Origin of the sequence: Stenotrophomonas sp. 610A2, from assembly GCF_030549615.1 — a bacterium.
GTDB lineage: Bacteria > Pseudomonadota > Gammaproteobacteria > Xanthomonadales > Xanthomonadaceae > Stenotrophomonas > Stenotrophomonas pigmentata.
On the sequence record NZ_CP130832.1, the window covers coordinates 4,460,873 to 4,485,453 of the forward strand.

The following is a 24,581-nucleotide window of genomic DNA, read 5'->3' on the forward strand; positions in this document are numbered from 1 at the left end:
CTTCAATCCAGCGTCTGCACACCGCCACCGTTGACGAACAAGGTCTGGCCACTGACCCAGTTGGAGATCGGCGCGGCGAAATACAGCACCGCTCCAGCAATATCGTCCGCCTCACCCAGGCGCTTGATCGGCGTATGCGACAACATGCGCTGCTCGATCTCCGGCGTCAGCACCGTCGCCAAGGCATCAGTGCGCACCGCACCCGGCCCCACCGCATTGACCCGGATCCCTGCCGGACCATAGTCGTGCGCCAGATTCGCGGTCATGTGGTTGATCGCCGCCTTGGAGGCAGCGTACGCACTGATCGCCGGGCTCTTGTTGATCGAGCTCATCGACGACATGTTGATGATCGAACCATAGCCGGCTTTCTTCATGTGCGGCGCGCACAGCTGCGACAAGCGCCAGGCACTGAATACATTGATCCGAAACGGCCGCTCGAACTGCTCCACGCTGATCTCGAACGGGCTCTCGCGGCCTGCACCGCCACCACCGGCGTTGTTGACCAGAATATGGATGCCGCCAAGTTCAGCAGCCGTGCGTTCGACCACGCGTACCAGGTCTTCGTCCTTGAGTACGTTGCACTCCAGGGCCAAGGCCTTGCCACCGGCCGCGACAATCTCCGCTGCCACCTTTTCAGCAGCGGCAAGCTTCAGGTCGGCAATGGTCACGGCCGCACCGTAGGCGGCCAGCATCAGGGAACTGGCGCGGCCGATGCCATTGCCACCGCCAGTGACGATGGCCACTTTGCCAGTGAGATCGAAATGCGCTTGCGGGATCATGGTTGCGTGCTCCTGTCCGGGCGATTCATCGACCCGGACACCATACACCTCGCCACCAGGGGCGGGGTGATGTGCAGCTTTCCGCAAGCGCTACCGTCGCCGGTAAGGGCTTACTGGCCGATATTCTTCGCCAGGAACGCTTCCAGCGCACGATAGAACGCCGCGCTGTTGTCGTCGTTGTAGAAGCCATGGCCTTCGCCCGCCACTGCCATCCACTGCGGCGGCTTTCCGGCCGATACCAGCGCCGCGCGCATCGCATTGGCCTGCGCAATCGGCGTGCGCTCGTCACGCTCACCGTGGGCAAGGAACACCGGTGCCTTGATGCTGGACGCCAGGCTCGTCGGTGAGTTGGCGGCCAATTCCTCGTCGCTGCGCCCGATCACCCGCGTCAGGTAGTTCCGGCCGTACGCGTTGTCCTTGATGTCGCCCTTCTTGTACATCATCCTCAGGTCATAGACGCCGGCCAGGCCCACCGCGCAGCGGATGAGCTCGGGCTGCCGCGCGGCCAGCATCATCGCCGAGTACGCACCGAAACTTGCGCCGTAGCTGCATACGCGCGAGGTATCGGCCAGGCCCAGGGTCGCCGCATGGTTCAAGCCATCCAGCACATCCTGTTGGATACGCGTTCCCCACTGCAGGTAGCCGAGCTCTTCGAATGCATTTCCACGACCGCCGCTACCACGATAGTTGACCTGCACCACCAGATAGCCACGATTTGCGAGGAACTGCGCATCGTTGTCGTAGAACCAATCATCGCTTACCCCGTGCGGGCCACCGTGCGGCAGCAACACGGTTGGCAACCTGCGGCCTTCGCTGTTGCGCGGAATGGTCAGTATCGCCTCCAGTTCCGTTCCGTCACCGGCCTTGAAACGCACAGGGCGACGTTCGGCCATCAGCGCCGGATCGATTCCGTCACGGGGCGACAGCACTTTTTCCAGCTTGTTGGTCGCGCGCCGGAAGACGTACCAGCCACCGGGGTCCCGGTCGCTGGCCAGGTGCACCAGAACCGTCTGGCCATCGCGGCTCACGTCATCGATGGTCACGTGCTGTGCCGGTAGCAGGTCAGCCAAGGCCTTGTGCAGTTCCGCCTCGGGCTTGCCCGGGTCGAAGTACTGCAGCTGCGGGCGCCCCGCCACCGGCGAGGCAGCGAAGGGTACCGCCGGATAGCGCGTCCATTGCGACAAACCCACATTGCTGAAGCCATCTGCCAGCAAGGTATCGCGGTCACTACCGTCAACAGCGCTGGATATCAGTGATGTCGGTCCGTCATTGCGACTGAATCGACCATATACGCGCTGGTTGTCGGCCGAGAACGCATATGGTGTCCAGATGCCGCCGATTTTTTCCTCTGCAATCGGCTGCCAGCGCTGCCCGTCCTCGGATGCATACAGCAGGTAGTTATCGTCATCGTCGCGTCCCCATGCGTAGCGTGCCACACCATTGCGATCGATCACGAACTGCAGGCTGGGCACATTGATGCTGGCGATCAGTTTGAAACTTGGGCGTTGACCTGCTTCCACCAGGTACAACATCGAGTTGCTTGGGCTGCGCTTTAGCTGGCGCATGTAGAAGTGGCCATCGTTGCCGTGGGCCACGCCTTCGATGAAGCCGAAGCCACGGTCCAGGCCGGCCGCGGCATTCTGCTGCTCATAGCCGTAGATGTAGCGTTGGTTCTGGCCGTCGAAATCGCTGGCGATGATCTCGCCCATCGGTACCGGTTTTTCAAGCGAGCCGTATTTGCGCCCCTTGGCGATCACCAGCCGTTTGTCGCTCACCCAGATGATCTGGTACGGGCTTTCAAAGCGCGGCAAGCGCAGCACCGCCATGCGCTGCATGTCGCTCAGCCGCAGTATCTGTACCGCATGGGTACCTTCACCGAAGTCGGTGCCCATGGCCAGGTATTCACCACTCGGCGACAGCCTCGGCATTGAGAACGGGCTGGCCTTGGCAAAGGCTTCCACCGGTACCTGCTGCGCCGCTGCAGGCCATGCAAAGCATGCCAGGCCTGCCAACAGCAACATGGATCGGAACATCGCTTTCCCTGCATTACCCATGACGCGTTCCCCAACGGTCTGAATCCTGAATTGGAGCCTATGTCATTTCCTCGTCGGCTAGAAGATGCCAATGGAGGTAGTGCAGCAACCGCAAATTTGTGCCAACGCACGCCATGAAACCTTGCAGCTTTTCTTCGCGCCTGCATTCTGATATTTATTTGTCCGGACAAATATACGAACCACTGCACGGATGAAGATCGCGGCGTTCCGGCTCCAATCGGCGCCGCGGCCCTCTACTTGTCATGAGCAGTCACGCCCTTCCGGTTCCTGCAAGGATCTTCCATGCGCTCCATGTTGATCATCGCCGCCTTGCTACTCGCCGTTGGCTGCAGCGAGCAGAGCGAGACAGCTGCCACGACCGCTCAAACCACGGCTCCGGCTGCGTCCGAAACCAAGGCAATTGAGGAAGTGGCTGCCACCGCTATCAACGGCGAACAAGCCTTCGCGATGTGCACCGCCTGCCACAGCCGCGACGCCAGTGCGCCACAACGGATGGGACCGAACCTGCATGATCTGCTTGGTCGCAAAGCCGGCAGCAGTCCCGGCTTCGACTACTCACCAGCGCTGCGCGCCAGCGACATCACCTGGAATGCGCAGGAGCTCGATGCCTATCTGGCGGCGCCGACGAAGCGCGTACCTGGCACGCGCATGGCCATCGCAGTGACCGATCCGGCCCGTCGGCAAGCCTTGATCGAATACCTGTCCGCCCCTTGAGTCTTTCCTGGCAGCACGGCGGCCGAACGTGCTGCTGCGGTCCTGCGCAGCAACGAGGAGTGACATGAAACTTCAGTTCGAGCGCTTCACCCTGTTCTGCCAGGACCTGGAGGCATCGCTGCGTTTCTACCGCGACCTGCTGGGGTTGGTGGTCGTCGAAGAAAAGGTCATGGAAGGACCAATGGCTGGCGGACTGCTGCAATTACCTGCCTGCCGCATCCGCGTCGCCATGCTCGCGCCCGACACGGATGCGACGGTCATCGTCGGTCTGTTCGAAATCAGCCGGACGCCGCTGAACACCCTTGCACCGCCGCTGGGCAAGCCTGCCTACGGACAAGCGGCGCTGGTGCTCTCCACTGAGCGCTTCGATGCACTGCATGGCGCACTGAGCGCAGCCGGCTGCCGATTCCTGACACCGCCGCTGGCCTATCCCAAGCGGATCGCAAGCGCCCGCTCACCGGCCGGCCTGTACCGCGAAATGATCGTCTACGACCCGGACCATGTGCCGGTGAGCATCCTGCAGATCGAACCGCTTCCCAAGGAGACCACGGCATGACCGGCATCGCCCGTTCCATCACCGGCACCATCCAGTACACCAGCGACCAGAGCCACCGGCAGGGTGCCGAACGCGGCCGCGAAAGCTTCCGCCTCGACGTGCACCGCGACGGTTCGCGCGTGCTGGACGCGCATAGCGAGATCGACGATGCACCCGCCGTTGTGCGCGACGTCAACCTGCGTGTCGACGCGGACAAGCTGCCCCAGGAATGCTTCGTGCGTATCGCCGTCGGTGGCCAGTTCCGCGGCTCGGGGTGGTTCAACTTCAGCGCCAACGAAGCGCAATGCGAATCCGCCACCACGGTGGAGGGACGCATCTCCCAGCGCTTCCCGCTGCAGGCGCCGCTACGCGCCTTCGGCAACCACGCCATCATCAACGATGCCTGCGCCATGTCGCTGTACGACCTGACGCAGGGGCCGGGCAAGCAGCACTTCTTCATGCTGCTGTCCTCGCCCGACCATCGTGGTGCGACCGGGCCGATGCTTTACCCGGTGCAACTGGCCATCGAATACGTTGGCGAGGAAGAGATCGACGTCATCGCCGGCCGCTTCAAGGCCCGACACTTCCGCATCCTCGATGTCGGCATGCCGGAAGAGCACCCGGACTACGATCTGTGGGTGACCGCCGACGAGCACTACATCCTGTTGCGCGCCAGCGTCACCGGCTATATGCAGACCGCCTATGAGCTGACCAGTTACCACGTGCTGGAGCACTGAGGTGCTGCTGCAGATCCTGCTGGTCGCGCATATCTCCGTGCTCGGCTATTGGCTGGGCTCGGAGCTGGTGATCAACAGCACTTACCGTTACGTCTGCTACAGCACGGAGACACCTTTCGCCGAACGCAGCCGATTGATGGAGCATGTGATGCATGTCGATCAACACGTGCGCTACGCGCTGGTGCTGCAGGCCGGCCTGGGTGTCTCCCTGGCCGCGCTGTACGGCCTGATACCCGGCGCGGCGGCAACCGCCACCGTGGCCGCTGTGCTGTGCGTGCTGTGGCTTGGCTTTGTGGAAGCCGCGCACCGGCTTCGACATGGACGCGTTGGCAGCATGCTGGGAACCGTTGATCGCGCCTCGCGCTACGTGTTCATGGCCGTGCTGCTCTGCCTGGCCAGCGGCCTGATCGGTGGCAGTTGGGATATGCCACTGTGGCTGCGCTGGAAGCTCGCCTTGTTTGCCGGCGTGATGGCCGCCGGGGTGGGCATCCGCCTGGCCCTGATCAGTCACTTCAGCACCTGGAGGCTGATGGCACAGGTGGGCCCGGATGATGCCAGCAATGCCACCATCCGCCGGACCTACGTCAAGGCCACATCGGTGCTGGCTGTGTTGTGGTTGTTCATCGCAGCGATCGTGGTCGTCAGCGTCTACAAGCCGGCATGAAGCCGTCGACAACGATCGCTACACCGGCCACCTTGCTACCTGACATCAAGCAGTCGCGGGACCTGCACTGCTGCGTGAAGCCGGGCGTGTAGGCGCTCTGAACACGAGTTGTGGCAGGATCATCCCCTGACGCATCCATTCGGGGACTCGTCCACATGTCTCTTGCTTCACCCGGCTTGATCCGCTCACTGTTCGCCGCCGCCCTCTACCTGTCGTCGCCACTGGCGATGGCGATGGCTCAGTGCCCGCAGGAGTTCGGCGGGAAATCCACCGGCTTCTGGCTGCTCGGCTGGTCGGTATTCGCGCTGTTCGTAATCGGCGGGATCCTGCTGGTGGTGTTGATCTTCCGTGCTACCCGCAATGCACAGGTGCGCCCGCGCTGGTTACTGCGCATTGCCAGCATTCCGGCCATGCTGGCGATGTGGATGCTCGGCTTCGGCATTTTCCTCGGCCAATTCGTGCTGGTGTGCTGAGGCAGCGCATCACGCTGCCGGGAACCACCATGGCGATGCGGTACCGGTATTGATCAGCAGCGCGCGTGCACGCACGAAGCGACGGATCGATGCCGTGCCCATGCGCGAGCCACCCATGCCGGAGAGCTTGAAGCTCTGCTTCTCGGCGGTCTGCACCATGCCGGTCAGGCAGGCGTCGTTTATCGAGATGCCGCCGGCCTGCAGCTGACGCGCTACCCGCTGCGCGCGCTCGGGGCTTTGCGTGAACACCGCTGCCGACAAACCAAATTCGGTTGCATTGGCACGCGCGATGGCCTCGGCTTCATCGGCCACAACCATCACAGGAAGGATGCTGGCGAAGCTTTCATCGGCGACCACGGCCATCTCGTCGCTGACATCGACCAGCACCGTTGGTGGGCACCAGACGCCACCATGGTCGATCAGTTCGCCGCCGGTCAGCGCACGCGCGCCCTTGGCCTTGGCATCGGCAAGCTGCGCGCGGACCAGTTCGACCTGTGAGGCGGCAATCACTGGACCGATCTGGCCCTGCTTCGGATCCGGCCACGCCAGCTCCAGCGCTGAAGCTTCCTTCACCAGTGCCGCGATGAAGGCATCGGCCACCGGCGCTTCCACGTATACGCGCTCGATCGACATACAGCTCTGGCCGCCGTTGACGAAGCTGCCCCATGCCAGGGCGCGTGCGGCATGTTCGATATTGGCATCGGACAAGACCAGCGCAGGGTCCTTGCCGCCCAGCTCCAGCGACGCGGGTATGAAGCGCCGCGCACAGGCTTCGCCAACCTTGCGGCCGGTGGCGACCGAGCCGGTGAAGCAGATCTGGTCGCTGGCTTCGATCACCGCCTGGCCAGTAGCGCCGGCACCGGTGACCAGCTTGAACACATCCGCCAAGCCTGCGTCCTCCAATGCCTCACGCAGCAGCGGCACGAAGCGCGAAGTGACCTCGCTTGGCTTGGCCAGGATGCTGCAGCCGGCAGCGAGCGCCGGTACCGCATCGATCAGGGTCAGCATCAGCGGGAAGTTCCATGGGCTGATCACGCCCACCACCGCATACGGCACCCAGGTCTGCTGGCTGTGGATGAAAGGAATGGCTTCCGGCTGGGCCGGCTTTTCCACGAGGCAACCTGCGGCCTGCTGCGCCCAGCGGCGAATCGCGGCGACCGTGCCATCCACTTCAATCTGCGATTCGTGCCAGCGGCCGGTATCGGCCAGCAGCACGTCGAGGAAACCGTCGCGGCGTGCGACCAGCGCATCGGCCAGAGCATCCAGGCATGCGCAGCGCGCTTCGATGCTGCGCTCAGCCCAGCCCATCTGCGCTTGGCGCAGGCTCGCGCCCAACGCTGCAACCTCGGCGGCAGACGTGATCGGCAGTTCGCCGTCGGATAGCCCGCTGCGCGGATTGCGCAGTGGCAGCGTGGTGGCTTCAGTCATTGCCCAGTACTCCGGCGCTCAGCAGTGCATCGAGGGTGGCTTTCTGGCGCGCGGCGAAGTCGGCGCGCTGCGGGATCTTCAAACTCTCGCCGTCCAGCAGCGCATTGGGCTTCAAGGCGGTGCTGGCCAAGCCGGCATTGATCGCCCCTTGCGGCAGGCGCGACAGGAAGTTGCCCATGCCCGGGCGCAGGCGACGACGACGCAGGCCGGCGATGTCCAGATCGGCGTACGCCGCCATCGACTCGCCGGTACCGGCAGCGGACAGCACCCGGCCCTGGTCATCAACGATCTTGCTCATGCCATCGGCGCTGCCGAGCGGAATATCCACGCCGCTGATACCGGCGGTATTGGCCGAGACCACATAGGCCATATTTTCCAGCGCGCGGGCGCGCTTGGCGATGTCCTTGGGCGTCAGCTCCGGGCTGCCGACTTCGCTGGTGGAATGCAGGATGACTTCCGCACCGCGCAGGCCCATTGCCCGCGCGATCTCCGGATACAGGATTTCCTCGGAGGCGATGCAGGACAGACGACCGAGCGGTGTGCGCGCAACCGGGAACACGCCGTCGATGCCATATACATCCAGGTACTTGTCCCAGACATCATGCGGGCTGGGTGCGTACAGCGAGATCAGCCGGCGGTAGCGCAGGATCTGGTTGCCGCTGTCGTCCAGGATCACCGATGACTGGAAGTACAGCTCGGGGAAATTGGGATCGCGCTCGTAGGCGTTGGAGCACAGGTAGACGCCGTTGTCCTGGGCGATGCGGCCCAGCTGCTCATACTCGCTGCCATCCATCGAGAAGCAGCCCTTGGCCGCCCAGCCGGGAATGGTGTCGCCCAGCGGATAGCTGGTGGCGAAATACTCCGGCAGCACCACCAGTTTCAGGTCGGCGCCGATGAAGGCCTTGGAGGCGCGGATCTGCCGGCCTACGCGTTCGATATTGTCCGCCACCGCGGCAGCGGCGTCGGCCGGCGTGGCGCAGGCATTGATGGCGCGGCAGGTGGTCTGCAGCGCCAGCGCACGATATGCATCGATCATGGGGCCTTACCTTCGGTTGCGGTGTCGTTGAGGGCTTGCGTCTGCGCGCCATCGGCCAGCAGCACGCGGAAGTTGCCGGTGCCGGCGCGCAGCGGCTTGATCGCGGCGTAGTCGGCGCTGTGCCAGAAGGCCAACGCTGCAGCGCGGTCTGGCCACTGCGAGATCACGGTGCGGGCTGGTGCGTGTTCGCCTTCAAGGCTCTGCTGGGCACCGCCCATGACCAGATACTGCCCGCCGTAGCGTGCTGCGACGTCAGGCGTTGCGCGGGCGTAAGCAGCGAAACCCTGCGGATCGGTGATGTGCGCTTCGATGATCAGGTAGGCGGTCATGGCAGGCTCGATTGGAGGGCTGTGCTGGAGAGCTCATTTGGAGAACTCATTTGAAACGTGGAGCGCGCTTTTCCAGGAAGGCAGCGGCGCCTTCGACAAAGTCGCTGCTGCTGAAGGCGTCGTTGAAGGCGGCGTCGGCCTGGGCCAGGCTGATGCTGGCATCGCCACCGAGGTGGCCAAGCACGGTCTTGATCGCGCGCCTGGCCTGGCCGGAGGTGGCCAGCAGCTGCTGCACCTGTGCCTGCTCCAGCGCTTCGATGCCTGCTTCGCCCGCCATTTGGTTGATCAAGCCCCAGTCCAGCGCGGTGGCGGCATCGAGCAGGCGGCCGGTAAGCAGCATTTCGCGGGTGCGGGCCATGCCGACCGTGTTGAGCAACCGGCGACTGTCATCGGCGCTGTAAACTAAACCGAGCTTGGCTGGGGTGATAGCGAACCGGCTGCGGCTGCTGGCCAGGCGCAGGTCACAGGCCAGGGCCAGGCCAAGGCCGCCGCCCACGCAGGCACCGTCGATGACGGCCAGCGTGGTCTGCGGCAGGCGTTGGAGCTTGAGTTGGGTGCGTTGGACCTGGGCGTTGTTGGCGGCAAAGGCGGCCGGAGCGGTGAGCAACTGGCCGAGTTCGTCGATATCGGCGCCGGCACTGAAGGCCCCCGGCACGCCCGACACCACCACGATCTGGGCGTCACTGGCGGCGATTTCGTCCAGTGCGGCCTCGATTGCCGCCCAGTGGCGGGTGGCCAGGGCGTTGCGCTTGTCGGGTCGGTGGATGCCGATGCGGGCTAGCGCACCGTCACGGCTCCAGCAAATCACGGTTTCTTCAGTGACCATGGCCTATCCTATTTGTTCTATCGTTATAGCATTAAGCCAAAGGAGGGTGAAGCGAGATGTCCCAAGACACACTGGCCACACTATTGAGTGCCAACGCGCACAAGCTGTTGCGCAATGACTTGCCGACGCCGCTTTACCACCAGATGTTCAGTCTGCTGCGCGACCGCATCCTCAATGGCGAGATCCCGCGCGGCGCCCGCATCCCCACCGAGTTCGACCTGGCCGATGGCTTTGGTGTGTCCCGCATCACCGCCAAGCGGGCGTTGGACGAGCTGGCCGCCGAGGGCCTGGTCGAGCGCCGCCGCGGCAAAGGCACCCACGTCATCCACCGCTCCCGGCCCAAGCCGATGCACAGCCCGCTGACCGGGCTGCTGGAAAGCCTGGAAGTGCTGGCCGAGCACACCAAGGTGCAGTTGCTGCAATTCCGCCGCGCGGTGCCACCGGAGCCGATCCGGGCACTGTTCGACACCGGCCCGCGTGAACTGCTGGTACATGCGATCCGCTTGCGTCTGCGCGGCGATACCCCGTTTGGCTACTACAACAGCTGGACCAACACCGATCATCCGGATTTCAGCGAAGCCAAGCTGTCCAACAGCTCGCGTTTGAAGCTGTTCCAGGCAGCTGGCATCCAGATAAAGCAGGTGGAGCAGGTGCTGTCGGCGGTCAATGCCGATGCGATTGCCGCCCTGCACCTGAAGGTCGAGCCGGGCACCGCCCTGTTGGCGCTGGAGCGCCGCTCGTATGACGGCGACGGCAACATGGTGGATCTGCTGAGCGTGCAGTACCGGCCGGACCAGTTCACCTACCAGATGACCCTCGATGTGGATGCCGGCGGGCATGATTGAAGGCAGCCAGGCCGTGTAGAGCCGAGCCATGCTCGGCTGAGGCTTTACCGGCGGTACCCCTGTAGAGCCGAGCCATGCTCGGCTGGAGCTTTACCGGTGATGCCCCTGCCGAGCATGGCTCGGCACTACATGGGGAACGCCCCTTACCGAGCATGGCTCGGCACTACACCTGCCTCTACCAGACCAGCTTCACTGGACAATTTGTCCGGACATATTGCAGGATCGGAACAGGTATGACCTTTCCACGTTCCTGATCCAGGAGTCCGGCATGTTGTCCGAAGTGAAGGCAGTCACCCTTGGCGTAAGCGATCTGCAGCGAGCCTGCGCCTTCTATGAGAACGCACTCGGCTACCGCGTGCAGACACGCGGTACGCTCGCCACGGAACTTGCGCCGCTATGGCGTTTCGATCCCAAGCTGCGCGGCGAATACGCCGTCATCGCGCCCGACGACTCCGGCTTGGGCAGAATCCGGCTGCTGGCCTTCGACGAAACCGGGCAACGGCTGTGGAACGCAGACAACCTCTACAACGGCAGCGGCTACTACGCACTCAACTTCCGCTGCCGCGATGCCCTGGCAACGATGCAGGCAATCACCGCAGCCGGCGGCAGCAGCGCGCATGAACCCAGCTACTGGGAAGTCACCGACGAGGTCGCGGTCCGCGACTCGATCAACGACGATCCCGACGGCATCCGCCTGGACGTGTTCTCCTACGAACGCGGCGGCGAGCTGCGCGGCCCGTTGAACACCGATGTCAGCGTGGTGCAGACAATTGCCCTGGCCACTCGCGACGTCCCGCGCTCGGTAGCGTTCTACAAGGCACTGGGCTTCGAGGTGCTGTTCGACCGCGTACTCGATTTCCCCGAGCTGCAGACCCTGCTCGGCACCGACCGGCCGGTGCGCATCCACAACGTCAACCTGATAAAGGACGGCCACATCGTGCCGGGCCGCGTGGAGATGTTCGCCTATCTCGATATGCAGCACCTGCCCGATGCGCCGCTGCGTGACATCGCGGTGCCGCCCAATATCGGCATCCTCTCGGCCAGCCTGCTTAGTGATGCGCTGGATGCCGATGTCGTGATGCTGCAACAACTGGGTGCGCGGTTGATCGCACGCGATGCACTGGATGTGCCTGGCTTTGGACACTGCGCCATCGCCACCCTGCTGGGCCCGGATGGCGAGCAGCTGGAGTTGTTGCAGCCAAGCTGACGCAGCGATGGTGCAGCCGCCGCAAGGCGACTGCACAGCGCCAGATCAGCGTGCCGCCAAGCGCTGCGCCAGTGCCGCCGTACGCCCCAGATAGTCGTCCTGTGCATCGGCATGCAGCGTTACCGGCACCTGTAGAGCCAACAGCTGCTGCGCGCTGTCTGCCACTGCAAGCCCTGCAAACAGCATCGGCAACTGCGCACCGATACGCAGCAGTTCGACCACATTGGCATGCACCTGCGCGGTATTCGGCCCGGCCACCAGTCTTCGCGCAGCAGCGCTCGGGGCCAGCCACGGCCACAGCAGATGCCGTTCCCGCTCCCATTGCCAGGCCTCGGCCATATGGCCACCCGCCGCGTGCACGGCGGGGTCGGGCAGCTGCGCCAGCAAGCAGGCGCACTCGTCGGTCTCCAACAGCCAGGGCCTATGCAGCACCACTTCTCTCAATCGCGATCCCAACCACTTGGCCAGCGCGGGTACATAGGCTGTTGCAGCTTCATGCGCATGCACGGCAACTGATTGTGCAGGCACAAGATCGTTGAGCACGGCGCATAGCGCGGCCTGCATGGTGTCTGCAGTCAGCGGCGCGGTGATTTCGGCCGAGCCGGCATGACCGGGCAGTTCAATCACTACTTGAGTGCGTGCATCCAGCTGCAGGCTCTGCGGCCGTGTCGGTGCCTGCCCTGGCGCATGGATATGCAGTACCGCATCGGCACCGCCGCGTCGCAACCACACGGCCACCTCGCCCACTGGCGTGTTGACGATGCGTCGCGACCAGCCCTGCACCTCGCGCGCAGCCAGTGCCACCGGCATTGATGGCGGCAGTGCGCATTGCTGCAGGATTGCGTCCATGCGCCTATGCAGGCCGTCGACACCTTCGGGCTCTTCCACGCTGACCACGTTGTCCGGCAACACCGGCAGGCGCTGTCGATGGCTCAACAACACATCGTCATGCCGGTAAACCAACCAGGTCGGACAACGCAGCTCGCCAACACGCTGGCGCTCGCTGTAGCGGAACGCAGCGCCGTAGCCGCTGCGGTAGTTGTCGCCGACGTCGAGTATGTCCATCGCCGCCTCATGCGTGCCCTGCGCGCTATACGGCTGCAGGGCAATCGCACACTCGGCGGAAGGATCGCACCAAGGGAAGAAGTACAGCTGTTCGCGCATGCGTGACCACAGCCAGCGCAGGTGCGCGCCGTCCCATGTAGGCGCGAATGGTGGCAGGTACTTGTCACCGTAGCGTGCGCGTTCGGCATCATTGAACAGCGCGTAGCCATCGATGATCAGGCAATGCAGGCGCTGTGGCGCAATCCACGCCAGATGCATGCCGATCAAACCGCCGGTGTGCATGCCGAACAGCGCAAAACGTTCGATGCCCAGCGCATCGGCAAACTCCAGCGTGGCCTCGGCGAAGCGATCAATGCCAGGTTCCGCATCCGCCAAGGGATCGGAATAACCGAAGCCCGGCGTGTCCGGTGCAATCACCGTATAACGATCGGCAAAGCGCTCGATCATCTGCAACCACATGCGTGAGTTCTGCGGCGACTGATGCAACAACACCAGCACCGGACCCTGCCCTGCATAGCGGTAATGCACGGTGCGCTCACCGATGCGGATGAACTGGCGACGGACGGAAGTGGCGCTCTGCATGGAGGTGATCACCGTGGCTGCAATGCCTATTGTTATATCAATAAACAATTCAAGCCTGCATGCGAATCCACTTGCCGATCAGTTCGATTGGCTTGTTTGCTGCGTTTGCGGCAATTGCTGCAAATGACCTATCGACCACACCTATAGGACAAATGATATTGCGCATTCATATTTTAAAAATCCATCTATTTCAATCGGATGCATTGATTTCAAAGGCCTGATAGGCGGCGTTAAAAAACTGCAATAGTCCTGTTGATTGTCCGGACAAATGGCGGAATACTCCTTAGGAAGCATTGATATATCTATATATCCTTGCCTGCCCCCACCCGAACGAGCTTTTCCTTCATCACGCTACGAGGCGAGTCATGAAAGATGTTCTGTACCGGAGTGCGTTAACTGTTGCGATCATGACGGCCATCGGCAGCGGCGATGCCTACGCCCAGTCGTCCGACAAGGAAGCTGTGCAGCTCGACCAGGTCAGCGTGACCGCCCAGCGCCGCGAGGAACAGGTCCAGAAGACCCCGCTGAGCATGAGCGTGATCAGTGGTCCGGCACTGGACCGCATGCAGATCAAGCGCGTGGATGACATCAAGTTCACCACGCCCAACATCATCATCGAACAGAACACCGGCACCAGTTCGGGCGCCAAGATCATCATGCGCGGCGTTGGTGCCGACGAGTCGATGTTCACCAACGACCCGGCGGTTGCGCTGTACATCGACGACGTCTACATCGCCCGCCAGAACGGCGCGATGTTCGACCTCTACGACGTGGACCGCATCGAAGTGCTGCGCGGCCCGCAGGGCACGCTGTACGGTCGCAACGCCACCGGCGGCGCAATCCGCTACATCTCGAAGAAGCCGACCGGCGAGGAAAAGCTCAGTTTCGACGGCAGCATCGGCAACTTCGGTCGCCTCGATGGCCGCGCGATGTTCACCACCCGCATCGGCGAAACCCTGGACGTCTCGGCCGCGGTGCTGAGTCGGAACCGCGACGGCATCATGCATGACATCACCAATGACCGTTGGGTCAACGACCAGGACGTACTGGCCGGGCGCCTGGCCTTCGCCAGCACCTGGGGCGAGTCGTCCTACGCGACGCTGAGCATCGATCGCCTGCGCGAGCGTTCCACTCCGGCCTGGGGCACACCGGTGACTTTGGACAAGGCGACCGACACGGTCTCGCCAAAGCTGGGCAGCTACTACAAGACCGAAACCGATACGCGCGGCATCAACGATCTGGACCAGTTCGGCATTGCGCTGACCAATGAAACCGACTTCGGCGCGTTCTCCTGGCGCAGCATCGCGCACTACCGCACGCTCGAGCACCATTTCTACATGGATGTGGATGGCACCAGCCAGATGCGTTACCACCTGGAACAGGACCAGAAGCAGAACCAGAAGGGCTATGAAGCACAGTTCACCTCGCAGCTGGATGGCCCCTTCAGCTGGGTGGCCGGTGTGTTCGCCTTCTGGGAGCACAACAACCAGCCGACCCGCAACGACATCTTCACCCGTGGCGGTACCAACTTCGTCGAGCAGGACACTTCTGCCTATGCGCTGTATGCGCAGGGCGACTACAAGTTCAACGACAAGCTGACCCTGACCCTTGGCGGTCGCTACAGCTACGAGAACAAGGACTTCTCGGTGCGCTCGGTGAAGGCCAATGGCGACCCCAACTACAGCAAGGCGCTGGAGAAGAGCTGGAACCGGCCCGACTGGAAAGTGCTGCTGTCGTATGACTTCAGCGACAACGTGATGGGCTATGCCAGCGTCACCACCGGCTTCAAGAGCGGCGGCTTCAACGGCCGCGGCACCACCTATGCCACGGTGACGCCGGTCGACGCGGAGACGCTGCGTGCTTACGAAGTTGGCGTGAAATCCACGCTATGGGACAACCGCCTGCGTTTGAACGCCGATTACTACCGGCTGGATTACGACGGCATCCAGTTGACCGCGGTCAACTCGGACGGCGTGTTCGTGATGACCAACGCCACCGGCGCACTGATCCAGGGCATCGAGGTCGAAGCGCAGGCGCAGCTGACCAGCAAGCTGCGCGTGGATGCGAGCATCGGCACCATCGACGGCGAGTACAAGGATTACGCGCCGGTCAATGCCGCCTATTTCAAGGGCCGCTCGATGAAGAGTTCACCGGACATGCAGTGGACCCTGGCCGGCACCTATGTGCAGCCGGTTGGCAATGCCGACCTGGTGTTCAGCGCGCAGGCGCGCCACACCGATGAGTACTACCAGAACCAGGACACCTCGCGGCTGATCATGACCCGCGCCAACACCGAGTACAACGCACGCATCTCCTATGAGCCACGTGATGCCAACTGGTCGGTGGCGGCATGGGGCAAGAACCTGGGCGACAAGTTCTATTCCACCGGTGGCTTTGATATTGCCGGGCTTGGCATCGGCGTGATCTACCCGAACGTGCCGCGCACCTACGGCGTCGAGTTCAAATACCGCTTCTGGTAACCCCTGGCTGCTTGCTGCACCCATCGCTCCCGACCGGGAGCGATGTCTTTTACGGACAACGATGCTCCCAAGCAGGAGCGCTGTCTTTTGGAGACCACGATGGACTACCAACTGCTGTTGTTGCTGCACCTGTTGATCGGCGGCTATTGGCTGGGCGGCGACCTGGGCGTGTTCTACATCGCCGGCAAGATTGCCGATCCGGCGCAGCCGCTGCCGGTGCGCTTGTTCTCGGCCAAGGCGATGATGCTGCTGGACATGATTCCACGCACCTGCCTGATCATGGCATTGGGCACCGGCCTCACTATTGCCAGCAAGGCCGGCCTGCTGCCCTTGGATGGCTGGTTGTGGCTGGTGTGGTTGGGCGCGCTGGCGTGGCTTGGCCTGGCCTGGGCAGCCTTCATCAAGGAGCATTCCGCCAGCGGCCTGCGCATCGCACGCGTTGATTTCTATCTGCGCCTGCTGGTGTTGATCGGCTGCGTCGCGGCCGGCATCGATGCCTTGGGCGAAGGTGGTTACGTCGTGCAGAGCCGTTGGCTTGGCGCCAAGCTCATCCTGTTTGCCGGCATCATCAGCATGGGATTGCTGGTGCGCATCCAGTTGCGCCCGTTTGGCCCCTTATTTGGAAAAGTGGTGACCGGTAGCGCAAGCGATGCCGAGCAACAGTCGCTCAAGCAGTTGGTGGCGCGGGTGAAGATCCCGGTGCTGTGCATCTGGTTGATCATTCTGGTGATCATGGCGCTGGGCAAGCTCAAGCCGTTCTGAGTTGCAATGCATGCTGTGAACAGCAAAGGCCCGCTTGCGCGGGCCTTTGTCGTTTTCCATCCCCAGCCCCGACAAGAAGCTGGCTGGGCATTGTAGGAGCGGCGTCAGCCGCGAAGCAGGGGCATCATCGGATGGCAGGTATGCCGAGCGCTCCAGCAATATCAGCTTCGCGGCTGACGCCGCTCCTACAGTGCATACCGTCCTACGGGTTGCAGGGTGCCTTCGCGCCCTCAAGCCACCCCACGCGCGACGACCGAATCTGCTTTCGCACTCTCGCCCGCTGCTCCTGCAAACGCCAGCCGCCGCTCATCACGCACGAAGAACGAGGCCAGCAGCCCAATCGCCACCAGCACCGCGATCACGGTGAAGGCAACGTGGTAGTTGCCGAAGTGATCGAACATCACCGCGGTCAGCCAGATCCCCAGCCCGGCGGACGTAGCGTCCATCAAGGAAATCGTGCCCAGGATCTTGCCTGCGGCGCTGAGCCCGAATGCCTCGACGATCTGCAGCTGCAGGATCGCGTACAGGCCACCCCAGCCAAGGCCCATCACGATCAGCCCGCTCCACAGTAGTTCGCGCTGCTGCAGGGCGATGATCATCGAACCCAGCGCCATCAAGGCGACATTGCACACAAAGACTTTCTTCGAGGTGGTCACGTCGGCAAGAAAGCCAAACAGGAACTTGCCGATCATGCCCAGTCCGAACAGCAGGAACATGCCATCACCTGCCTGTTCGCCGCTGAAACCGAGGTCCTTCATGTTGAGGATCAGATGCGAGGACAGCGACATGATTCCCCAGAACGTGGTCACCGCCACTACCGCCAGTGCCCAGAACGTGCGGGTGCGCAGCGCCTGCCGGTAGCTCAGGTCAGGCAAGCTGCAGGCGCGGCCAGGTGCGCTGTTGTTGCTTGCCTGGCCATCTCCCCAGGGGCGCAGGCCTTTGCCGCCAGGCGAGCGCACCAGTGCCAGGCACAGCACGAACAAGGCCACGGGTATCACCGCCATCAGCAGGAAGCTGCCGCGCCAACCATGCTCGGGCAACAAGGCGATGATGATCTTGGGCACCAGCATGCCGCCCAGGCTGCTACCCACCAGCGCGATGCCCAACGCCGTGCCGCGCCGCGTCTGGAACCACTGCGACACCATGATCACCGCCACGCACAGGCCGCTGCTGACCACCACCGCGGCAAAACCGACATGGATCAGGTAGACGTGGGCGATGGAATGCACCTGTGAATAGGCCGCGTACAACGCGGCCAGCAGCAGGCTGCCAAACAAGGCCAGGCTGCGCACACCGACGCGGTCGATCAATGCACCGACAAAGGGTGACAACAACGCCGCCAGCAACAGGTTGAACATGTCGCGGAACTTCAGCTGGCCACGGCTCCAGCCGAACTCGTCCAGCAGCGACGGATCGAAGGCGGTGATCCCGGTCATGGTCATGCCATTGGAGATCGCCAGCATCAACATGGCCACGATGCAGATCAGCCACGGGTAGAAACGTTTCATCGGCACACCTGTTGCGAAAGGGTGAACGGGGAACGCATGCCACTGGATTAATGTCCGGACAAAGAATGGCACAGACCGGGCGCCGGATGTAGCCCCCGCGGATGGATTGCGGTCGGCCTCAAATATAGTTATATAGATATATCATTAAGATTATACTGAACCCGCCAGACACCAGCCGTGGACCCGTTCACCACCCAATCCCTGGAGGGCATCCTCCGCCGCGACGTGCACGCGCCGCTCTACCACCAGCTGCAGGGCTTCCTGCGCGGGTTGATCGAGCGCGGCGAGATCGGCGACGGCGAACAGCTGCCCCGCGAAGAGGAACTGGCCAAGCGCCTGCGCATCTCGCGGGTGACCGTGCGCCAGGCCCTGCAAGTGCTGGCCAGCGACGGCCTGCTGGTGCGCCAGCGTGGCCGCGGCACCCGTGTGGTCGGCGGCGGCGCGCGCAGCTCGACCATCCCAATGCCGCTGAAGACGCCACTGGGCGAACTGCTGCATAGCCTGGACACGCTGGCAGGCAATACCCAGGTCCGCCTGCTCGGCTGGGAACGCGTGTTGCCACCGCAGCCGATCCGCGAACTGTTCGGCAGTGAACCCGGACAGACACTGGTGCGCTGCGTACGCGTACGCAGCCGCCATGGCCATCCGTTCGGCTACTACAGCAGCTGGACCCGCACTGCACATCCTGAGTTCAACGCCGAGAACCTGGCCTATGGCTCACGCATCGAACTGTTCCGCCGCTGTGGCATCGAGGTGGTGAAAGTACAGCAGACCGTCTCCGCCGCACGCATCGATGCATTGGCGGCGATGCACCTGCAGATGTCGACCGGGCAGGCGGTGATGACGCTGGACCGGCGCTCCTTCGATGCCAAGCAGCAACTGCAGGACCTGCTGGAAATCCAGTATCGCCCCGACCAGCTGCGCTACCAGATGCGCATGGACTACGAAACCAACATCCCGGAGACCCGCGCTTGAGTGCGACCCTCAGTACGAGTGCGGCTGCAACGCTTGCCGAGAAAATCCTCGCCCGTGCCTGTGGGCGCGAAACGGTGCGCGCTGGTGAGATCCTCACCGCCCGGCTCGACCTGCTGATGATGCATGACTCCGGTGGTCCGCGTCGGGTCGCTTCGCGGCTGGAAAAACTCGGTGCCAAGGTATGGGACCCGAACAAGGTCGTCGTGGTCTCCGATCACTTCGTGCCGGCGGTGGACATGGAGAGCGCCGACATCCTCGCCCTCACCCGCCGCTGGGCGCAGGCGCACGGCGTCACCCATTACGACATGCTCGGCATCTGCCACGTGGTGCTGCAGGAACACGGCCATGTGCAGCCAGGCATGTTCTGCGTCGGCGGTGATTCGCACTCGCCCAGCGGCGGCGCGTTCGGCGCCTTCATGGTCGGCATGGGCGCCACCGACATCACCGGCGCCTTGGTGACCGGCGAAGTATGGCTGCGTGTACCGCAGACGACGCGCGTGCAGCTCGACGGCCTGCTCGGCACCGGCGTCAGCGCCAAGGACGTGATGCTGATGCTGTGTGGCCAACACGGCATGGGCAACGAGGGCCAGGTGTTCGAATACGGTGGCAGCGCGGTGCAGGCGATGCCGATGCACGAGCGCCTGACCCTGTGCAACATGGCCGCCGAACTCGGCGCCGAAACCGGCATCGTCGAACCCGACGCGACCACGCTTGCCGCACTCGAGCAGGCCGGCAAGCCCTTCCATGGTGAGCTGGCGCAGTGGCGCAGCGACGTTGGCGCCAACTACCTGCACCACTACCGTTACGACGCCGCGCAGATCGCGCCACATGTGGCCGCACCGCACAGCCCGGCCAATAGCCGCCCGGTTGGTGAGCACGGCAAGGTGCACATCGACCAGGCCTATATCGGTGCCTGCACCGGCGCCAAGCTCACCGACCTGCGCATGGCAGCCGAGGTATTGAAAGGCCGCAGGATCGCCGCAGGCACGCGCCTGCTGATCGCGCCTGCCTCGGTGGCAATGACCGCACAGGCCGCGGCCGAAGGCACGCTGGCAACGCTGACCGAAGCCGGTGCGATCCTGCTGCCCTCCGGCTGCGGCGCCTGTGCCGGCATGGGTGCAGGCATGCTCAGCAGCGGCGAGGTCTGCATGTCCACAACCGCACGCAACTTCAAGGGCCGGATGGGCTCGGCCGAGGCCCAGGTATACCTGGGCTCGCCATACAGCGTTGCCGCCGCTGCGGTGAAGGGCGAAATCTGCGACCCGCGCGAACTGCTGGGAGAAAACGCTTGAACGTTCGTGGCAAGGCCTTCGTGTTTGGCGACCGCATCGATACCGATGTACTGGCGCCCGGCCCGTACATGCGTGAGCCGATGCACGTGCTCGCTAGCCACTGCCTGGAAGCGGTGGACCCGGCTTTCGCCAGCGAAGTAAGGCGCGGCGACATCGTGGTGGGCGGCGAGTCCTTCGGCATTGGCTCCTCGCGCGAACAGGCGGTGCAGGCACTGGCCGAGCTCGGCGTCGGCGCCATCATCGCCAGGTCATTCGCACGCATCTTCTACCGCAATGCACTGAATCTCGGCGTGCCCGCGTTGGTTTGTACAACACTGGAAGCATCACGCGGCGATGAGCTGGAGGTGCGCCCGCTTGTGGGGCGCATCATCAATCACAGCACGGGCGTTGAATTCAGCTGTGAGAAGATCCCGCCTGAACTGATGGAAATCGTTGCCGGTGGTGGCCTGATGCCATGGCTGCAACGCAAGCTCGCCGCGGAGCGTCGCCAATGAAACAAGGCATCGTCCATGCCACCTTGATCGCCCCGGACCTGCAACAGGTCTGTGATGCCTACGTCGCGCAACTGGCGATGCAGGTGCAGCAACGTGCAACGCTCAGCGCCGAGGATGCAGCTGCACTCGATCTGCTGGATCTGACCGGTGCAGCGTCTGCATGGCTGGCCAACAGTGCTGGCGAAGCAGTGCTGCGGGTGATCGAAGATCCAGATGCCATCGTGGCTGAGCCGATGTTCCGGCACGGCTGGTTGTCACTGGAAGTGCTGGTCGGCGACATCGATGCATTGGCAGCCGGCCTGCACGCGCCGTTCAAGGTCGTGGGACCAGCCGCCAATCTGGAACTCAGTGAAGCAATCCGGGCGGCACAGGTGCTGGGTCCGTGTGGCGAACTGCTTTACCTCACCCAGATAAAGGCAGCGGTGCCACCGTTTGATTTGCCGATGACGAACGCTGCAGTTGCCAAAACCTTCATCGGAGTGATGACGACGCCGGACCGCGAGGCCTCGCAACGCGCCTGGTCTGCATTGTTGGGCGCCAAGGGCTGGGCATTTGATACCAGGATCACCGTGCTCAATCGTGCCTATGGCCGGGCGCTGGAAGGGCGCTATCCGGTGGCGGTGGTGCCGATGCCGGGCCAGTGCATGGTGGAGATAGACCAGGTGGATCTGCCTGCCTCGACCAAGCTGCGGCATGCGGGCCAGTACAGCCTTGGTCTGCGCTTACCGGCGGTGGATGCTGCTGTGCTGGCTGAAGCCGGCTGGATGGTGATGGATGCCGGTGAGCGCCGCAGCCTGCGTGGGCCGGCTGGGGAGCATGTGGAGTTGCTTGCTGGGTGATGGGTGTTGGGTTGTTTGCTGGTGAAGGCAACAGCAACAGCTCAAAAGCACCCCTCCTCAACCCTCCCCTGCGCTGCGCGCAAGGAAGGGGGCTGTTGGCTGCGCTCCGCCAGATCAACGCGGCGCCGCTTTTACCCCCTCCCTTGCGCGTAGCGCAGGGGAGGGTTGGGGAGGGGTCGCTCTTGCCTTGCTTCATCTGCTGCTTCAGCCCACCCCATGACCTTTGCCATGTGTAACCACCACTACACAGGCATAGCGTCAGCGCTTGCCCCCAGCGCCTGAGGTAGAGCAATGCGGATCCAGACTCTCGCCGTCGCCATCGCCGCCATCACCACGCTTGCAACAGCTGCGACGGCAGCCGCGCAGGTCACGCCGATGACGCCGGATATCACCGGCAGGAAATTCGTCGCTCCGCAGCCAGCGCGTGACTTCGAGAAGCGCGAGGTGATGATCCCGATGCGCGATGGGGTCAAGCTCTATACCGTGATCATGATTCCCAAGGGCGTGCACAACGCGCCCATCCTGTTCACCCGCACGCCCTACAACGCGGCTGGCCGGGTTGATCGCACACCCGGCGCAACGCGCCTGGTCGATGCCCTCGCCCAGGGCGACACCATGTTCGCCGAGGATGGCTACATCCGCGTGTTCCAGGATGTGCGCGGCAAGTACGGCTCGGAAGGCGACTACGTGATGACGCGGCCGCCACGCGGTCCGCTCAACCCAAGCAAGATCGACCACAGTACCGATGCCTGGGACAGCATCGATTGGCTGGTGAAGCATCTGCCCGAGTCCAATGGCAAGGTCGGCATGCTCGGCTCCTCCTACGAAGGCTTCACCGTGGTGATGGCGCTGCTCGATCCGCATCCCGCATTGAAAGTGGCTGCGCCGGAGAGTCCGATGATCGACGGCTGGATGGGCGATGACTGGTTCCAGCACGGCGCCTATCGGCAGGTGAACCTGGGCTATTTCAGCGGGCAGATGACCGCACGCGGCGCCGGCGCGAAAGTCGCCATGCCAAGCGGCGACGACTACAGCAGCTTCCTGCAGGCAGGCTCGGTGGGCGCCTTCGCCAAGACGCTGGGATTGGAGCAGATCCCGGCCTGGCACAAGGTCAGCGAGCACCCCGCCTACGACGCGTTCTGGCAGCAGCAGGCGCTGGACAAACTATTGGCCAAGCTACCGGCGATCACCGTTCCCACCATGTGGGAACAAGGCCTGTGGGACCAGGAAGACATCTACGGCGCGCACACCGCCTGGGCCGCACTGGAACCCAAGGACCACGACAACAAGCGCAACTTCCTGGTAATCGGGCCATGGCGACACAGCGGCGCCAACTACAACGGCAGCTCGCTCGGCGCATTGGATTTCAACGGCGACACCGCATTGCAGTGGCGGCGCGATGTGCTCAAGCCGTTCTTCGATCAATACCTAAAGGACGGCGCGCCGGTCGCCGACACGCCGCCGGTGTGGGTGTACAACGCCGGCAGCAACCGTTGGGACAGCTACAACAACTGGCCGCAAAGCTGCGCTCAGGGCTGTCCGACCACGGCACACAAGCTCTACCTCAATGCCGATGCACAGCTGGGCTTCAGCAGCAGCAACACCGGCACGCAATACGCGGAATACATCTCCGACCCCGCCAAGCCGGTGCCCTTCGTGCCGCGTCCGGTCAACATGGGTGACCGCGATGTCTGGACCACGTGGCTGGTGCGCGATCAACGCTTCGTCGACGGGCGTACCGACGTGCTCACCTATACCGGGCCAGTGCTGGACAAGCCGATGAAGCTGGCCGGCATTCCGCAGGTACAACTGAGCGCTTCCACAAGCGGTAGCGACAGCGACTGGGTGGTCAAGCTGATCGATGTCTATCCGGATCAGTATCCCGACAACCCGAAGATGGCTGGCTACCAGCTACCGTTGGCCGTCACCATCTTCCGTGGCCGCTACCGCGAGAGCTTCAGCCAGGCGAAGGCGATCACGCCCGATGCACCGCTGAGCTACAGCTTCGATCTTCCGAATGTGAACCAGACGCTGCAGCCCGGCCATCGCTTGATGGTGCAGGTGCAGTCCAGCCTGTTCCCGCTCTACGACCGCAACCCGCAGCACTACGTGAACAACATCTTCTTCGCCCAGCCGGGTGACTACCGCAAGGCCACCCAGCGCATCTGGAACAGCAGTGAGCATCCAAGTTACATCACGCTTCCGGTTGTTGAGTGAGGGTGTTGGATTGAGGCTTGGCTTGTTTCGCTGGCGTTGCTGAAGGCCGTGCTATAGCAATAGTCGGCATCACTGCCTGCAACGCAAGGGAGCATGTATGAAGCGCAGAAGGCTCAGCCAGCGCAGCATCATCCTGATCGGCATCGCCGTCATCGCCGCTGTTGTCGCGCTGTCGGTGGTGCCTTGGTAGTTGTTAACGCCGCGTGGCATAGCGCGGTGCAGCGCACGTCATGGCCGCAGTGCAGTTCGCACAATACGCAGCGATACCCGATTCTGCGTATTCACGCATTGCCGCCTGTTCACGATCCCGGCTATAGCTGGAAAGCCAGATCCGGGGGGATCACATACCGGAGCAATGTCATTGGACAAGATCAAATTCTTCCTCGAAGGGCCCGGCCGTCAGCGTCGATTGGTGACCTTGCTGGCTACTGAATCCAGGAACGTCGCCAAGGGCAGCAGCGATGGTCGCCGCGTCGCGACCATGGGGCTGAGCGACGTCTGCTTCCATACGATGATCGATGAGCAAGGCAACATCGCCAAGCAGATCGACTTCGATGGCTACCGCTTCAAGTTCCGTGACTCCAACCTGCCATGGGATCTGATGATCGCCTGATCGTGTGCGACGCAGACAACCTGCATTCACATCACCCGGCCTGCATTACGCGAACTTTCCTTTTCATGCACCTGCCCATCACCGGATGCAGGCATCCACTTAATCGTGGTTGCTGCATCCTGCAGCT

The 24,581-nt window shown here is 63.1% G+C and carries 23 protein-coding genes; 15 read left to right on the forward strand and 8 right to left on the reverse strand.

Annotated features, from left to right (window positions below; genetic code table 11):
- Positions 1–2 precede the first annotated feature (2 nt).
- Together Q5Z11_RS19805 and Q5Z11_RS19810 are read right to left on the reverse strand one after the other, a co-directional pair.
- A complete protein-coding gene (locus tag Q5Z11_RS19805; RefSeq protein ID WP_303747977.1) occupies positions 3–779 on the reverse strand; it encodes a glucose 1-dehydrogenase in 777 nt (258 codons plus the stop codon).
- Positions 780–889: 110 nt separating this feature from the next.
- The gene (locus Q5Z11_RS19810) at positions 890–2,812 is read right to left on the reverse strand and encodes an alpha/beta hydrolase family protein (RefSeq protein ID WP_303747978.1); all 1,923 of its coding nucleotides are present in this window, start codon (positions 2,810–2,812) and stop codon (positions 890–892) included.
- 303 nt (positions 2,813–3,115) lie between these two features.
- Between Q5Z11_RS19810 and Q5Z11_RS19815 the strand changes: the two genes are divergently transcribed.
- From Q5Z11_RS19815 to Q5Z11_RS19835, 5 genes are all read left to right on the forward strand, one after another.
- The gene (locus Q5Z11_RS19815; protein WP_303747979.1) at positions 3,116–3,547 is read left to right on the forward strand and encodes a c-type cytochrome; all 432 of its coding nucleotides are present in this window, start codon (positions 3,116–3,118) and stop codon (positions 3,545–3,547) included.
- A gap of 64 nt (positions 3,548–3,611) precedes the next feature.
- The gene (locus tag Q5Z11_RS19820) at positions 3,612–4,103 is read left to right on the forward strand and encodes a VOC family protein (protein WP_303747980.1); all 492 of its coding nucleotides are present in this window, start codon (positions 3,612–3,614) and stop codon (positions 4,101–4,103) included.
- Positions 4,100–4,819, forward strand: coding sequence for a DUF3108 domain-containing protein (locus tag Q5Z11_RS19825; protein WP_303747981.1), 720 nt, complete (start codon positions 4,100–4,102; stop codon positions 4,817–4,819). Before Q5Z11_RS19820 ends, Q5Z11_RS19825 begins: the two co-directional genes overlap by 4 nt.
- A 1-nt stretch (position 4,820) precedes the next feature.
- Positions 4,821–5,483, forward strand: coding sequence for a hypothetical protein (locus Q5Z11_RS19830; protein WP_303747982.1), 663 nt, complete (start codon positions 4,821–4,823; stop codon positions 5,481–5,483).
- Positions 5,484–5,638: 155 nt separating this feature from the next.
- Positions 5,639–5,956: a hypothetical protein gene (locus Q5Z11_RS19835; RefSeq protein ID WP_303747983.1), complete on the forward strand. Its 318-nt coding sequence runs from the start codon at positions 5,639–5,641 to the stop codon at positions 5,954–5,956.
- A gap of 9 nt (positions 5,957–5,965) precedes the next feature.
- Here Q5Z11_RS19835 and Q5Z11_RS19840 read toward each other — a convergent pair whose 3' ends face one another.
- The 4 genes from Q5Z11_RS19840 to Q5Z11_RS19855 are packed head-to-tail and all read right to left on the reverse strand — an operon-like array spanning position 5,966 to position 9,575.
- Positions 5,966–7,384 carry an aldehyde dehydrogenase family protein gene (locus Q5Z11_RS19840; RefSeq protein ID WP_303747984.1) on the reverse strand — a complete coding sequence of 473 codons (1,419 nt, stop codon included), beginning with the start codon at positions 7,382–7,384 and terminating at the stop codon, positions 5,966–5,968.
- On the reverse strand, positions 7,377–8,420 hold the full coding sequence (locus Q5Z11_RS19845) for a nitrilase-related carbon-nitrogen hydrolase (protein ID WP_303747985.1): 1,044 nt from the start codon (positions 8,418–8,420) through the stop codon (positions 7,377–7,379). Before Q5Z11_RS19845 ends, Q5Z11_RS19840 begins: the two co-directional genes overlap by 8 nt.
- Positions 8,417–8,749 carry a DUF1330 domain-containing protein gene (locus tag Q5Z11_RS19850; protein ID WP_303747986.1) on the reverse strand — a complete coding sequence of 111 codons (333 nt, stop codon included), beginning with the start codon at positions 8,747–8,749 and terminating at the stop codon, positions 8,417–8,419. Before Q5Z11_RS19850 ends, Q5Z11_RS19845 begins: the two co-directional genes overlap by 4 nt.
- Before the next feature lie 46 nt (positions 8,750–8,795).
- Positions 8,796–9,575, reverse strand: a complete 780-nt coding sequence (locus tag Q5Z11_RS19855; RefSeq protein WP_303747987.1) for an enoyl-CoA hydratase/isomerase family protein — start codon at positions 9,573–9,575, stop codon at positions 8,796–8,798.
- A 56-nt stretch (positions 9,576–9,631) separates the two neighbouring features.
- On the opposite strand from Q5Z11_RS19855, the gene Q5Z11_RS19860 reads away from it, so the two are divergent.
- Both Q5Z11_RS19860 and Q5Z11_RS19865 read left to right on the forward strand, forming a co-directional pair.
- Positions 9,632–10,420: a GntR family transcriptional regulator gene (locus Q5Z11_RS19860; RefSeq protein WP_303747988.1), complete on the forward strand. Its 789-nt coding sequence runs from the start codon at positions 9,632–9,634 to the stop codon at positions 10,418–10,420.
- A gap of 268 nt (positions 10,421–10,688) precedes the next feature.
- Positions 10,689–11,627, forward strand: coding sequence for a VOC family protein (locus tag Q5Z11_RS19865; protein ID WP_303747989.1), 939 nt, complete (start codon positions 10,689–10,691; stop codon positions 11,625–11,627).
- A gap of 45 nt (positions 11,628–11,672) precedes the next feature.
- On the opposite strand, the gene Q5Z11_RS19870 is transcribed toward Q5Z11_RS19865, so the two are convergent.
- Positions 11,673–13,274: an alpha/beta fold hydrolase gene (locus tag Q5Z11_RS19870; protein ID WP_303747990.1), complete on the reverse strand. Its 1,602-nt coding sequence runs from the start codon at positions 13,272–13,274 to the stop codon at positions 11,673–11,675.
- 365 nt (positions 13,275–13,639) lie between these two features.
- Between Q5Z11_RS19870 and Q5Z11_RS19875 the strand changes: the two genes are divergently transcribed.
- Together Q5Z11_RS19875 and Q5Z11_RS19880 are read left to right on the forward strand one after the other, a co-directional pair.
- On the forward strand, positions 13,640–15,754 hold the full coding sequence (locus Q5Z11_RS19875) for a TonB-dependent receptor (RefSeq protein ID WP_303747991.1): 2,115 nt from the start codon (positions 13,640–13,642) through the stop codon (positions 15,752–15,754).
- A gap of 99 nt (positions 15,755–15,853) precedes the next feature.
- Positions 15,854–16,516 (forward strand): hypothetical protein, encoded by a 663-nt coding sequence (locus Q5Z11_RS19880; protein ID WP_303747992.1) that lies wholly within the window; start codon positions 15,854–15,856, stop codon positions 16,514–16,516.
- 230 nt (positions 16,517–16,746) lie between these two features.
- On the opposite strand, the gene Q5Z11_RS19885 is transcribed toward Q5Z11_RS19880, so the two are convergent.
- Entirely contained in the window at positions 16,747–18,024 is a 1,278-nt protein-coding gene (locus Q5Z11_RS19885) for an MFS transporter (protein ID WP_303747993.1), read from the reverse strand.
- A 177-nt stretch (positions 18,025–18,201) separates the two neighbouring features.
- Here Q5Z11_RS19885 and Q5Z11_RS19890 point away from each other — a divergent pair, with 177 nt between their 5' ends.
- The 6 genes from Q5Z11_RS19890 to Q5Z11_RS19915 all read left to right on the forward strand — a co-directional run bounded on the left by Q5Z11_RS19890 (position 18,202) and on the right by Q5Z11_RS19915 (position 24,454).
- Complete coding sequence (locus tag Q5Z11_RS19890; protein ID WP_303747994.1) at positions 18,202–18,999, forward strand: GntR family transcriptional regulator; 798 nt, start codon at positions 18,202–18,204, stop codon at positions 18,997–18,999.
- Positions 18,996–20,291: a 3-isopropylmalate dehydratase large subunit gene (locus tag Q5Z11_RS19895; RefSeq protein WP_303747995.1), complete on the forward strand. Its 1,296-nt coding sequence runs from the start codon at positions 18,996–18,998 to the stop codon at positions 20,289–20,291. Before Q5Z11_RS19890 ends, Q5Z11_RS19895 begins: the two co-directional genes overlap by 4 nt.
- Positions 20,288–20,785, forward strand: coding sequence for a LeuD/DmdB family oxidoreductase small subunit (locus tag Q5Z11_RS19900; protein ID WP_303747996.1), 498 nt, complete (start codon positions 20,288–20,290; stop codon positions 20,783–20,785). Before Q5Z11_RS19895 ends, Q5Z11_RS19900 begins: the two co-directional genes overlap by 4 nt.
- A complete protein-coding gene (locus Q5Z11_RS19905) occupies positions 20,782–21,624 on the forward strand; it encodes a hypothetical protein (RefSeq protein ID WP_303747997.1) in 843 nt (280 codons plus the stop codon). The genes Q5Z11_RS19900 and Q5Z11_RS19905 overlap by 4 nt, the downstream gene beginning before the upstream one ends.
- A 297-nt stretch (positions 21,625–21,921) precedes the next feature.
- On the forward strand, positions 21,922–23,841 hold the full coding sequence (locus Q5Z11_RS19910; RefSeq protein WP_405051708.1) for a CocE/NonD family hydrolase: 1,920 nt from the start codon (positions 21,922–21,924) through the stop codon (positions 23,839–23,841).
- Positions 23,842–24,202: 361 nt separating this feature from the next.
- Positions 24,203–24,454: a hypothetical protein gene (locus tag Q5Z11_RS19915; RefSeq protein WP_303747999.1), complete on the forward strand. Its 252-nt coding sequence runs from the start codon at positions 24,203–24,205 to the stop codon at positions 24,452–24,454.
- Positions 24,455–24,581: the final 127 nt, after the last annotated feature.